General features: G+C 40.6%; 12 protein-coding genes and 2 pseudogenes. 7 read left to right on the top strand and 7 right to left on the bottom strand.

What is annotated here, in order from left to right; all coding sequences use genetic code 11:
- Positions 1-168: 168 nt before the first annotated feature.
- The 3 genes from UB32_RS05380 to yneA form a co-directional block, all read right to left on the bottom strand.
- Positions 169-402, bottom strand: a complete 234-nt coding sequence (locus UB32_RS05380; RefSeq protein WP_044391874.1) for a DUF896 domain-containing protein — start codon at positions 400-402, stop codon at positions 169-171.
- Between the two features lie 75 nt (positions 403-477).
- Positions 478-1,125 (bottom strand): YneB family resolvase-like protein, encoded by a 648-nt coding sequence (locus UB32_RS05375; protein WP_044391872.1) that lies wholly within the window; start codon positions 1,123-1,125, stop codon positions 478-480.
- Between the two features lie 28 nt (positions 1,126-1,153).
- The gene (gene yneA / locus UB32_RS05370) at positions 1,154-1,468 is read right to left on the bottom strand and encodes a cell division suppressor protein YneA (RefSeq protein ID WP_044391871.1); all 315 of its coding nucleotides are present in this window, start codon (positions 1,466-1,468) and stop codon (positions 1,154-1,156) included.
- Between the two features lie 154 nt (positions 1,469-1,622).
- Here yneA and lexA point away from each other — a divergent pair, with 154 nt between their 5' ends.
- Positions 1,623-2,246: a transcriptional repressor LexA gene (gene lexA / locus UB32_RS05365; RefSeq protein WP_044391870.1), complete on the top strand. Its 624-nt coding sequence runs from the start codon at positions 1,623-1,625 to the stop codon at positions 2,244-2,246.
- 167 nt (positions 2,247-2,413) lie between these two features.
- Complete coding sequence (locus UB32_RS05360; RefSeq protein WP_044391869.1) at positions 2,414-2,614, top strand: hypothetical protein; 201 nt, start codon at positions 2,414-2,416, stop codon at positions 2,612-2,614.
- A gap of 49 nt (positions 2,615-2,663) precedes the next feature.
- Here UB32_RS05360 and UB32_RS05355 read toward each other — a convergent pair whose 3' ends face one another.
- Positions 2,664-4,586 carry an ATP-dependent DNA helicase gene (locus UB32_RS05355; protein WP_044391868.1) on the bottom strand — a complete coding sequence of 641 codons (1,923 nt, stop codon included), beginning with the start codon at positions 4,584-4,586 and terminating at the stop codon, positions 2,664-2,666.
- Between the two features lie 232 nt (positions 4,587-4,818).
- Here UB32_RS05355 and UB32_RS19785 point away from each other — a divergent pair.
- From UB32_RS19785 to UB32_RS05335, 5 genes and pseudogenes are all read left to right on the top strand, one after another.
- Positions 4,819-4,946: pseudogene (locus tag UB32_RS19785) on the top strand (glutamate:protein symporter); the annotation flags it as partial.
- A gap of 5 nt (positions 4,947-4,951) precedes the next feature.
- Positions 4,952-5,113 (top strand): annotated as a pseudogene (locus tag UB32_RS20400) (glutamate:protein symporter); the annotation flags it as partial.
- Between the two features lie 461 nt (positions 5,114-5,574).
- The gene (locus UB32_RS19775) at positions 5,575-5,856 is read left to right on the top strand and encodes a hypothetical protein (protein ID WP_128721496.1); all 282 of its coding nucleotides are present in this window, start codon (positions 5,575-5,577) and stop codon (positions 5,854-5,856) included.
- Positions 5,857-6,112: 256 nt separating this feature from the next.
- On the top strand, positions 6,113-6,610 hold the full coding sequence (locus UB32_RS05340) for an RNA polymerase sigma factor (RefSeq protein ID WP_044391862.1): 498 nt from the start codon (positions 6,113-6,115) through the stop codon (positions 6,608-6,610).
- Positions 6,607-8,052, top strand: coding sequence for a zf-HC2 domain-containing protein (locus UB32_RS05335; protein WP_044391860.1), 1,446 nt, complete (start codon positions 6,607-6,609; stop codon positions 8,050-8,052). Before UB32_RS05340 ends, UB32_RS05335 begins: the two co-directional genes overlap by 4 nt.
- 497 nt (positions 8,053-8,549) lie before the next feature.
- On the opposite strand, the gene UB32_RS05330 is transcribed toward UB32_RS05335, so the two are convergent.
- The 3 genes from UB32_RS05330 to UB32_RS05320 all read right to left on the bottom strand — a co-directional run bounded on the left by UB32_RS05330 (position 8,550) and on the right by UB32_RS05320 (position 12,569).
- Entirely contained in the window at positions 8,550-11,645 is a 3,096-nt protein-coding gene (locus UB32_RS05330; protein ID WP_347230905.1) for a DEAD/DEAH box helicase, read from the bottom strand.
- A gap of 182 nt (positions 11,646-11,827) precedes the next feature.
- Positions 11,828-12,154 (bottom strand): ArsR/SmtB family transcription factor, encoded by a 327-nt coding sequence (locus UB32_RS05325; RefSeq protein WP_044391858.1) that lies wholly within the window; start codon positions 12,152-12,154, stop codon positions 11,828-11,830.
- Position 12,155: 1 nt separating this feature from the next.
- Positions 12,156-12,569: an SRPBCC family protein gene (locus UB32_RS05320; RefSeq protein WP_044391856.1), complete on the bottom strand. Its 414-nt coding sequence runs from the start codon at positions 12,567-12,569 to the stop codon at positions 12,156-12,158.
- Between the last annotated feature and the right edge of the window lie 35 nt (positions 12,570-12,604).

The following is a 12,604-nucleotide window of genomic DNA, read 5'->3' as shown; positions in this document are numbered from 1 at the left end:
GAAAGGCTGTATCATTATTTATTTTGTCTCATACTCGCTACCCTTATGTAACCAAACGATGAAGGCGGAAGGGTCTTTCATTTAACCTATTTCTGCTGTTAGTGTTTTCTACGATGCTGTCGAAATCAAAAAGGGATACATCCTCTTCTGTATCCCAAATTGAATATATCAATGAAGTTTACTCTTCATTTTTTCTTCTTTTAATTTTTCAGGTGTTACATCATTGCCCTCTGGGTCAACAATGGTAACTCCCTTTAGGGTATTAAGCATCGAAGAACGAAATGACTGGAGGTATTCGGCACGAAGCTTAGTTTGCTCCTTTGCTTCTTCTTCAGTCAACATGGATGATTTTGCTTTCCTTGCCAGTTCATTGATCCTAGCAATCTTATCACTTGATAGCATAGTAAAGCTCCTTTGTAAAAAATTATATCAACTGTCATCTTACTAAAAAGCATAATGTATTACAAGAAAGGAGCTTTACTCTTCCTCCGACTCTATATACTCCAGATATCTTCTATTCACGGTTGCTTTGGATACATTATAGCCAAATCCTTTAAGGGTAGCGGCGATTTCTGAAAATGTTAGGCCATTATTTCGCAGCCTTACGATTTCCCCTACCGGCATGTCCTTCCTGTCTCTGCCGGAATGCACACCCTGATTTTTGAGATTCTGCTGCGGCTGGTAACCGTGCTCCACCGCTCGTTTCATTCCGCGTTTAATCTTAATATTATGGATTTTCCTCTGGTACTCTTCTACCATGCTGACAATCTGGAGTACCATAGAATCGGATTCAGATAGTTGAAGCTCCCCATTGTGTGAGATGCTATATAGCTTTACATTCTCCTTAAGGATGCAATGAAGGATTGCGACTTTTGCATTCCCTCTGCCAAGTCTGGTTTCATCCTGAATCAACAGCGTACCGATCGCTTTGTCTTTTATCAATTCTAACAGCTCCAGTATGCCATCTCTTTCAAGGTCATAACCGCTTGCCTGTTCTTTAATTATGTTCACTACTTCAAACCCATATTCATCCGCAAGATGGCACAATTCCTCCTCTTGCCTGGCAAGCGATGTTTCCTGTGTTTCCTTAGTTGTACTTACGCGGCAATAAATAATCGCTTTCATGTTGTCATCACCTTATTCTACGTCTAAGTTATCTTTCCGCGCCAGCGATTTGAGTTGGTTGTCCAAATTCAGCCGTCACAGGAATAACAAGCTCATCTCCCGGAAAAATCCTCTCACCGATAATTCCATTTTCCTTTTCCACCCAGCTCACGAATTCATTTTCAGATAAATGATGCTCAGCTGCATAAGTTTCAGCGATCTCCCATAAGGATTGCCCTTCTTCTATAGTAACAGTTATGTATTGTTCACTGTTATTGAAATGTGCTTTTGCTACAAGTGAAAAAATCAGACTGACAGCAATCAGAATAAAAGTGTATGAATAGCCATCCCAAATTTTTTTCATCTTTGACACCCCTTATCGAATATACGTTCGCTTATTTGAATTTATTATAATGCGAACATCCGTTTCATGTCAACAGAAAAATTCGAACTTATGTTTGTATCTACTGACCGGACATGGTATAATAAGGACAAGAAAATATACGAGGTGCGTGAATATGACAAAGTTATCTAAGAGGCAACAAGATATATTTGAATTCATAAAAGCTGAAGTCAAGAAAAAAGGGTATCCGCCATCCGTTCGCGAAATTGGCGAAGCAGTTGGACTGGCCTCTAGTTCAACCGTACATGGCCACCTGGCAAGGCTTGAAAGCAAAGGGCTGATCAGACGTGACCCCACAAAACCGCGTGCGATAGAAATTCTTGAGCTGGACGAAGAAACGCGAATTCCTAAATACAATGTCGTAAATGTTCCCGTGGTTGGGAAAGTTACTGCTGGTGTGCCGATAACTGCAATTGAAAATGTTGAAGAATACTTCCCACTTCCAGATCGCCTGGTTCCGCATGATGAACAGGTTTTTATGCTGGAAGTTATGGGGGACAGTATGATTGAAGCTGGGATCCTCGACGGAGATTATGTTATCGTCAAGCAGCAAAAAACTGCCAATAATGGTGACATTGTTGTTGCCATGACAGAGGAGGATGAAGCGACGGTAAAACGTTTTTTTAAGGAGAAAGACCATTTCCGACTTCAGCCGGAAAACTCATCGATGGATCCAATTATCCTTCGAAATGTATCCATTCTCGGTAAGGTGATCGGTGTATATCGTCATATGCACTAAAAGCAAGCGGACACCGCTTGCTTTTTTCGTTCTATTATTCTTTTTTATGTGAAAGACTATGAAAAGTGCACATTTTCGTACGAAATAGGTAGAATTACTACCAACTTGTCCCTTTCCGAATAAGATGAGGTGTAAGCATTTTTAGAAGGGAAGGAGTTGAGTCATAGATGGGATACAAACGAAATGGCAATGACGTTGCAGGGGTTTATTATCCTAACCACAACAACAATCAAGTAAAAGCAACGATTGATTTTGAGGACCTTTGCAGAGCAGTTCGACGTTGCATCATCAATGATTTGGTTGCCGATGCTCAAGATGAAAATTCTGAATGTGGTTGCGGCTATAAAAAGTGCAAGTGCAGAAACTAATTGTATCAAAAAATCCCGACAAGCCTAAGCCTGTCGGGATTTTCCCTGATTAATGAATATTTGCAGCAGGAAGCACTTCTCTTATCTCTCCCATGAATTTTTCTTCTTGCGCTTTCGTAAGCCACAAATGAACCGTGCCATAATCCTGGCTGTTCCTAATCAAACGGCCAATTCCCTGTCTTAATCGAAGCAGCATATATGGTATGTCAATTTCTGCTGCAGGATTTTCTGCTTGCTTTCGTTTTGCTTGGAAGACGGGGTCATGAGGTGGGAACGGCAAGGAGGCAACGATCACTTGAATAAGAGGTTCTCCAGGGACGTCTAGACCCTCCCATAAACTGTATGAGCAAAGCACCGTACTAGTAACATTCTGGAAGTCTTTAACCGTTTCACTAATCTCTCGGTCTCCTTCGAACAGAATGGCAAAATCCCATTTTTGATCATTCGACCAGATTCTGAAACGCTCCATTTCTTGTATGGAAGAAAACAATACAAGGGTGCTTCCATTGGTTGTTCGCAGGTCTTCCCCTATCTTTTTCCATTTAATGCATTCATCATCTTGAACATGAATTTTCACACCCATCTGCTCTGCGTAATCAAATGGGGACGCGACAGTGAAGGAGGAATATTTTTCAATTCCAAGACTTTTCGCTATATAGTGGAAATTCCCAGCTTGCGATAAAGTTGCTGATGAAAACACAAACGGGATGTTCTGTGAGAAAACTTCCTTTTTCAAAATGTCCTCCACCAGTCGAGGCATAATGACAAGAGAAGATTGGACTTCATTTTCCTCAAGCCAGAAGATACCTTCTTCATTCTTCAAGAATATGGATAATCCATAAGCAAAAAACTCAAGATATTCCTCCATGATCTTCAAATGATATTCATCAATCAGGAACATTTCCGCATCAAAAACGAGCTGGTCCATTAATTCGCTGACCTTCTTCTCCAGTGTCTCAGCCGTTTTCCTGATAGATAGGTGCATCGCTACTTCTTTTCTGTTTGAACCTTCCACTGCAGTGGCGTTTTCGACTAGAAGATCGAACCATGAATCATGAAGTTCTATTATATCTTCAATTAAATAAAGAGATTCCTCCCTGACATCCTGATGCATATATCCTGTTAACACCGTCGCCAGAGTCTGTGAATTAAATCTGTAAGTCAACCCTTTTTGTGCCGCAAATTCAAGCAGATGGCCTTCATCAAAAATGACAGTGCTTGCTTCGGGCAGCAGGGGCATCTGCCCTTCTCGTTTCCGCGAATCTTTTGTCCAAACATGCTCCATATAAAAATCATGGGAACAGATAATCAAATCCCCGGCATGTCGATAGTAATCCCGATTGAGTGTTTGTCCACAGCGATGGCGCCAGCTGCATGTCGAGCATTGCTGAAGTGGGTCCCACGCCAGCTGTGACCATTTTTCATTTGTCACCCATGGATATTCCTTTCGATCACCATAACGGGTAAACGAATTCATGGAAATGCCTTCATCAAAAATAAAATCAGGAAGCTGATCATGGACGGCCAGGATATCGAGATCGTCTGACGTATTTGAAAGCTCATCCAGCTTCTTAATACAAACATACTGTTCTCTAGCCTTTGCCAGACGGACATCTACTTTCAGTCCCAGTGCCTGCTCAAGTTTTTGGATATCTCCGTCTTCTTTAACAAGCTGTTCGATCAACGTTTCATCTGAACAGGAAACGATAGCAGGTTTTCCCATATAGCGTGCATATAGGATGGCATAAATAAGGTAGACGAATGTCTTCCCTGTTCCAACCCCCGCTTCCGCGAAAACAATTCCTTTGTTCTTAAAGGCCTGCTCTACCTGAAATGCCATATAAATCTGTTCGTCACGCAGTTCATAGCCTTTTTCCGGCAAAATATCATAAAATACATCCCCAATATAATCTCCTAATAAATCAAAGAACGTATCATTTTTAGTGATGGTAAATGGAAGGTTATTTGTCATTCAAGTTCTCCTCAATGAATTGATTCGGGCAAAAAGCCAACTCTTATCATAACAGAAAATAGATCATTAAGTGAAATAAATTAAACCATTGATGCTGCAACTTGTATGAAGAGTACGTATCTCGCCTGCACTTCGTTTCTATTTATATTTATGCAAACACTTTTGTTCCCGATTAAGCTACCTCCTCACGAATTCAAATCAAATGGAAAGCGAAATCCACTTCGTTGTTTTTGCAGATGGCGATACGCTTGCAATCATCATCTTTTTTTTCCTTGTATTTGGTTTAGGAATTTCGGCAATCGGCGAAAAAGAAATACAAGTGATTGCTTCTTCCAAGGAACAGCTGACGCAATGTTATATTGCTTGTTCAAGGTTTAGCGTTCATTGCCGGTATTGACAGAAATCTTGATATGGGTCGCACTGCCGTAAATATAGTCGAAAATTCTCTTGTAACGAATGTAATCGCAAAATGGGAAGGCGTATTCAAGCCAAGAAAGCAATCAGCTGCAATAACGAAAGCTTCCTAAATTTAGCAATAGTCAATAGGGACCCTGTTGACTATTTTTTTTGCTTTATGACCGCAGTCAGGAAGTTTTCCATACTCTTCATAAGTTAAAGGAAAAACCCTGCTTCACTCAAACCTTCAGCTTAAATGCTGCAAGTTGTCCTCCACCAGGGTGAAATTTCTGTCCCGACAAATCCAGCCCTCTTGTATACTGCTCTTACTCCTTCGTTTTCCCGGTTATATGAGTTGTAAATTTAGCATCATGAAATTACTCCTCGTACATTAGTAGTAAGAGCTCTTTCTAGAAAAATTTCCAGTAGATCCGGATCCTCTGAAATTACTCTAGGACCTATTCATAGTTGTTAACAGGTTGACCTCTCGGCTTCCTCAGCTCTTTCAAAGTTATGGAAAAGCTGTTTTAATAAAAAGAGGATTTAATATAATTTTGGAGAATATTCTTATTAAACCACGAGGAGAGACAGCATGAGGATAAATTGGAATACTTTTTCTTTAATATTATCAATATGCTCCTGGATATTATTTTTATTAGTTGCATTTTTCTTTAAAGTTTCAGAAACAATTAGAATCAACATGTTGGGAATAGATTTAATAATTGCTGTTTTGGTTATATATTTCTCAATTTTAGGGTTGAAAAATATCCACAATTGGAAATTTGCTTTAAGTAGCCTTTTAGCTTTAGTGTTAAGTATCTTATTAATTTTAAGTATTAGTTTTATACTATTTGTTGGTAATTTAGCAAACTGAATTATGTGAGGCATTTAAAAACAAAAGTGAAAGCGCCCCTGTTTCCGCAGGGGCGCTTTCACCAATCCAAAAAATTATAAAGGTAACTTTTTTCATTAAAAATATAAAACTTATCCGATGATATTATCGTTGATATTTTAACTAATTTTACCATTTATTCAAACATTCTCAACCTTCCTAATAAAAATTTTTATAAAATAAGGTGTAACTTTTACCATTATCAAATGTCTATGTTTACCAGAGAGAGGGGGATGGAATGTCGGACCCGCGGATTGAATTATATGAAACCTACAAAAATGCGATTTTCTTGTATCTTTACCGTTCCACGTTAAATAAACATGTTGCAGAAGACCTGACTCAGGATACTTTTTTGAAAGCTTTCCAGTCATTAGCCAGGTTTCGGGGAGATTCCTCCTTGAAAACATGGCTTTTTAAGATTGCCAGGAACACTTATATCAATTACAGCAGAAAAAAACAAACCAGCATGGAGTTTCAGACTGATAGGATAAATCAGCAATTAATCCAGCAACATGATCCATACAAACGCGCAGATGAACAATCTGCGATTGAATCAACCTTGATGAGACTGCCGGAAAATTACCGGACATATATTATTTTGCGTGACGTGAACGATCTTACGTATGGGGAAGTTGCGGCCATCACAAACGAAACAATCGGCCAGGTAAAAGTTGGCTTGTATAGGGCCCGTAAGAAATTCAAGGAAATCTACAGGGATTTGGGGGAACGGGAATGAATTTGGAACATGAAATTGTCCAGGATCTATATCCGTTGTATGTAGAAAATGATTTAAGCCCTTCCGTAAAAACAGCAGTGGATGAGCATCTGAAGGATTGTGAGGCATGCCAGAAGTTCTACGAAACTGGGGAGAAAACGATCCAGTTGACTGATATGGAGAAGCCTTTCGTATCAAAGTCTCTTGATGAAAAAATCATTTTAAAAATGAAGCTGAATCGTCTAAGGCTCCTTTCTGTTGTTCTTGCCGGAATTCTTTTTTCGATAATATTGACAGATTACATCAATGAGCGGGAACAATTATTCATGGCGACAGATGGTTATTATGATGTTCTGGAGCAAATGGACATAGTAATTGAGGCAGTTAAAAATAAAGAACAAATGGGCTTTGAATCCTATGAAATGGGGCGTTTCATTGAATATAATAACGCGCTTAAAGAGAATATGAACGTCATTGAGGATTATAGCAGGAATTCAACAGAATTCAAACTAATCCTGAATACTCAAAAGCTGAATGAGATGCTTAAGGTGATGAAAATCCGGTACAATCAGGGCAGGTGGTCTGAAACGGACGAAGCAGCATTTCAGGCGTTAAAGAAGGATATTCAAAGTCACAGACAAGATTTTAGAGAGGCCTATGAAAAAACCCACCATGGGTACAGCTCATACCTTTATACACTAGATGTAAAAGAAATAGATAAATTTTATGAGAATGTTAATTCATTAAGCTACAGCTATACTCGTTTCCACAAACTACCAGATCAAATCAAGCCGTTGAAGGAGTCGGAGTTGAAAAATAGGATCGCCGACGCTCTGGATATCAATAAAGGGGAAATCGAACTAGTAAAGGAAAGCCCTATCAATAACCTATACGTCTACCATTTTGAGAATAAAAATGGATTTGGCGGAGAAATCGATGCAATCACCGGCCAAATCACTCATTATAACGGGGATACTGGCCCGTTATCTGACGGGCCTATTATGAAAGAAGGAAAAGCGGAAGAGAAAGCCAGGTATTATTTAGAAAAAATTTATGGAAAAGATATAAAGCTGGAAATCATATCTTTAGGTTTTAATTATCATTCTTTTTCAGATGATTCCAGATATAAGGTTTATAGCTTCAAAGCGATCCCTAAGGTTGAAGGTTATACATTTTTTACACCATTAGAAACTGAAACATTTCTGCATGTTAATGCCAGGAATGGTAAACTTGAAAGCTTTTATCACAATCGCCATATTCCTTCCTTTGACAAGCTGGATCAAGTAGACCTAACAGCTTCCTTCAACAATAATGGTGACAAACAAGCAGTTGTCATTTACTCCGCTTTAAGCGGAAATTTCGAATTGGTCTACATGAAACCTGATTTGGAGCATTTTGAAGAAGGGAAATTTATTTCAGCCAAAACTGGCCTAGAGGAGAAAGTTTACTTGGACGACTTATAATCTCATCTAAAAGACTGCCTTGCGAGGCAGTCTTTTATGCTACATAAAGGCTTTTTGCATCGTTCGGAAACTTCCTTACCTTTTATAAATACTCCCTCATTTTCTGCTCACACTCCAAAGGATCGATCCCCCGGACTCTTCCTGACGTCAACAAAAGGATATCTTATTAGTTCCTCGACTTGTTTGTCCGAAAAATAATGCTCTCCCATAAAATCACCCATCTTCACTTAAATGCTGGACTTCCTCGACAATCTTGAAAATTTCATCAAGTGCTGGACGGTCAAATTGCGAATCGCCTATATAGCTGTAGCGGATCACATGCTTTTCATCCAAAACATAGGTGCTTGGAATCGCGATCCGGAAACTATCCCATTTATTGTTAACTCTTAGAAGCTACAACATAAGAATCTCGCGGATATCTTCCTCTGTCATGGTTGATGAGGACTGCTCTTCTATAATTTCTTCTATCATATTACGCTTTTTATTCTGGAGTTCATTCATCTTTCTTCAATAGTCCCGCGAGAAATGAGCTTAATAACCTGGACGTTGTTTTTCTGGCCCATTCGATGTGCTCTATCAGCAGCCTGCTGTTCTACCGCTGGATTCCACCATAAATCATAGAGGATCACTGTATCGGCTCCAGTTAAATTCAAGCCTGTTCCCCCGGCTTTTAAGGATATGAGGAAGAAGTCACGTTCTCCAGAATTGAACTTTTCGCATGTTTCCACCCGATCTTCGGATGGCGTTTGTCCGTCCAGATAAAAATATCGTATGCCCTGATTTGCTAACTCCCTACCTATCAAGTGGAGCATTTTTGTAAACTGTGAAAAAATAAGCACTCTCCTGCCGGCATATCTTGCTTCAGCAACGATTTTCTTCAATTCTTCAAACTTAGCCGAGGTACCTTCATAACCGTCAACAAATAAGGCAGGATGGCAGCATATTTGCCGGAGCCTTGTCAATCCAGCAAGGATTTTAATCCGATTTTTCCTGATTGTAGCCTTATCAAGCTGCTTTAATGTTTGATGACGGAGCTTAGCCAAATAAGCTGCATATAGCTTTTTCTGTTCAGGTAGCAAGTCTACCATCTCGATCGATTCGATTTTCTTTGGGAGCTCTCCAAGGACTTCCTCTTTCATCCTTCGCAGCAAAAAAGGCTGAATCCTGCGAGCTATTGCTTTGCTTGTCAGCTGGCTATACTGCTTTAATCCATGAAAAAGCTCCGGAAAAACCACCCTGAAAATCGACCATAATTCTTCTGTTGCGTTTTCAATCGGCGTTCCGGTCAGCGCAAAACGGTGCTCTGCCTGGATATTCATGACGGCCTTTGCTGTTTGTGTCAGCGGATTTTTGAAAGCCTGTGCTTCATCAAAAAAAACAGTGTGAAAATGGGTTTTTTCGTACAAATGGATATCTCTCCTCAAAAGCATGTACGATGTAATAACCACATCAATTCCCGACATATCGGGATCTATTCCCGACATGTCGGTTAACAACCTTGTTCGTTCGGTCCTGTTGCCGTCGATGATCACAGCCTCTATTTCCGGGGTGAATTTCAGGAATTCTCCTAGCCAGTTGTAGACGAGGGACGAGGGACATACAATCAGGAATGGAAGGTTCCTATCTCTTCCATCTGCGAGTTCGGATGCAATATAGGTGATGCTTTGAAGCGTTTTTCCTAGCCCCATATCATCAGCCAGTATGCCGCCAAACCGATAACTCGCCAATGTTTTCAGCCATTGATAGCCCTGTTTCTGATAATCACGCAAAATAGGCTCCAATTTTTCAGGAATCTTGAATTTTGTTTTACCAGGGCTGGTCATTTCTTCTAAAAATTGCCGGAATGATTCTTCTGCTTTAAAGACAGATTCACCCTCGAAAGAATCCACCATCTGCATTCCGCGGACAATTGGCATATTTAACCCTGTTTCCAGGTCCTCTGCTTGAATTGGACCAGCTTTCAGGAAGCGCTGGATTTCCTCCCATTCTCGTGTTTCAAGCGACATAAGTGCCCCATTGCGCAAGCGGAAATACTTCCGCTTTTCCTCTAGCGCTTCAAGGATCTCACGAATTTGCTTTTCCGGTATTCCATTCATTTCAAATTTGAATTCTAGCCAGTTTGTCCGTTCTTTTTTTACTTTCACACGGATTTGCGGCCTGGCAGGCTCTCTGAAAATTCGGTTTCTGACAGCTGTAGAAGCATAAACCTGAGTCATTTTTTGTAACTTCGGCAGGACATGATAAAGAAATTCATATTCAAGTTCTTCATTATGCAAAAGATAGCCGCCATCTGTTTTTGCGAATGAACTGTCATCCAGCATTTCCATAATTTCTTCTTCTTTTTCCATTTCCCTAATCAATAAAAAATTCACTCTCGGTTCCCTTTGTTCGAGGGGATTGAACACCATGTTGCCGTACTGGAATTCCAGCCCTGCCAGCAAACGGTTATGGACCCGGTCCAGATAAAGCTTTGCAACTAGAGGTTCATTCAGGAAGAGCTTTGCGACATCGCCATGAATTTGCACCTCGCCAATACGGCGAAGGCCGGGAACGACTTTTTCGACAAAGAATCCCATTTGTTCTTGTAAAATTGGGATACTGTCTGCGTTAGACTTTGCAAGCATGTTTTTCAACTCACAAATTCTGCTTGAATCCTCCGTGCTTAGCTCGACCAATTGGGCATTCGATAGGACTAGATTATATTTGGTCAAGACAGTTAACCCATTGATCCCTGAAATTCTTAAAGCATAATCATGCCCTGTGCTTTTTTCAAAATTGAATTTCAGTGGAAGCGTTTTGTTTGTTACAGATAAATCGGCCAGATTTTCACTTGCTTCCAGTTTTACATCTGGCATCTTCTGAAACAGCGGCAAGAGTTGCTGCCAAAAGAATGGCGAAATGATCAAGATGGAATCGTCGTGCTCTTCTTCGATGACGAATTCAGCATCCAAGACAATTTGAGTAAGAAGCATGATTACTTCATCAGCTTCCGTTTGAAAACAATGAAGTTTCGGATCATACAGAAATCCATTTGAAAGCGTTGCTGGATTCCGATTAGCTACACTTAGCAAAAAGGAAGAAATATCCTGTACGCTGACGAAATCAATACTCATGGAAACACCAAGCAGTAGTTCCTGATTCCTGTTAGCAACCGGCTTAACCCTAAACTGAGCATGCAATACCTTCCTCGTTTCAAAGTGCCGTTGGTGGCCACTGGTTCTACGGGACTCTTCATTGAAAATAGCCAGCACTCCTTCTACAAGGTCCTGATTCGGTTCGTCCATCCTATTTGATAAACTTGAAACTCTCCGTTTTTGCTCATCGAAAATCGCCAGCAGGACAGAAGCTACATGCTGGCACTCATGTTTGACAGAGGAAAGCTTCGGACAAGTGCATTCAGTCTGGAAACGCCCATCTCCGCTTTTTTTTACAGTGACAGAGAAGTCATCTGCGCCTGTCACGATTGCTTTTGCACGTTCAGAATGGTACTCAATAAACTTCACTTTATCCGCTCGGTAAAATGCATCCCCGCGCTTGAAGGAAACAGTTCCGCATAAATCTTTGATCGCTTTGTGACTCAGTTTGATATCCATGGCCTGCTCCCCTCCTGGCAGATGCGTGAATCAATAATTAATAGTATACTTTCTCACAGCATTTGTTAAGCAGGAATGTAAAAAAGCATGGAGAAAGCTCCATGCTCTAGTATTTAGTCAAGACGTGCTCGTCAAAGGAAACGAAGGAGAATCATCCTTCCTTTTTCCTGACGGGAAAGCACCTATTCTTTATCTGATTCGACAAAATTTTTAAGTGAGGATAATTTGTTATCCCAATAGACTTCAAAAAAGGAGAGCCACTCCTGCAATTCACGCAGCGGATCCGGCTGCAATTTGTAACGTGTTTCTCGTCCGATTTTCCTGCTTGTGACAAGCCCCGCTTCTGATAACACAAATAAATGCTTATTAACGGCCGTCCTGGTTATCGGGAATCTTTCCGTTATGGAAGCGATCGGCATCTCCTTATCGGCGAGAAGTTTTATTATTTTTCGGCGAGTTGGATCAGCAACAGCCTGGAACACATCATGTCTCGCTTGAGAAACTGGCATGTTAACCCTCGATATAGGAAGGAAGTGCTTCTTTGACGATTTTATCCCAGCCACTTTCCATGATTCCCTGGACGATGCTATGAGGCTGTCCAAATTCAGTAACCTTTTCAGGATCCCAACCGGAGTGGATTAGGGTAAATTCAGTCTTGCCGGCAAGCTCCCTTAATTCAAATACTAGATGCCAGTCTTTTCCCCAATCAAATCCGAGACGATTCGGCGGATCCAATTCTGTCACCTTGCATGTTGAATCTCCAAATGGCTTTGCATGAAGAATGAACTCCTTGCCGAGTTCTGCTTCAAAGGTGTTTGGCATCCACCAGGCAGCAATTCCTTCTGATGTTGCGACAGCTTTCCAAACTTTTGCGATCGGTGCATTTAAAATAACTGATTTGCGAATTTCACTTTGTACACTCATGTTTGACCTCCATTCATTTGTGACACCTTTTTGTG

Source organism: Mesobacillus subterraneus, assembly GCF_000934845.1.
Taxonomy (GTDB): Bacteria; Bacillota; Bacilli; order Bacillales; family Cytobacillaceae; genus Mesobacillus; species Mesobacillus stamsii.
The sequence above is the reverse complement of the archived record's forward strand: the minus strand, read 5'-3'. Positions and strand labels throughout refer to the sequence as shown.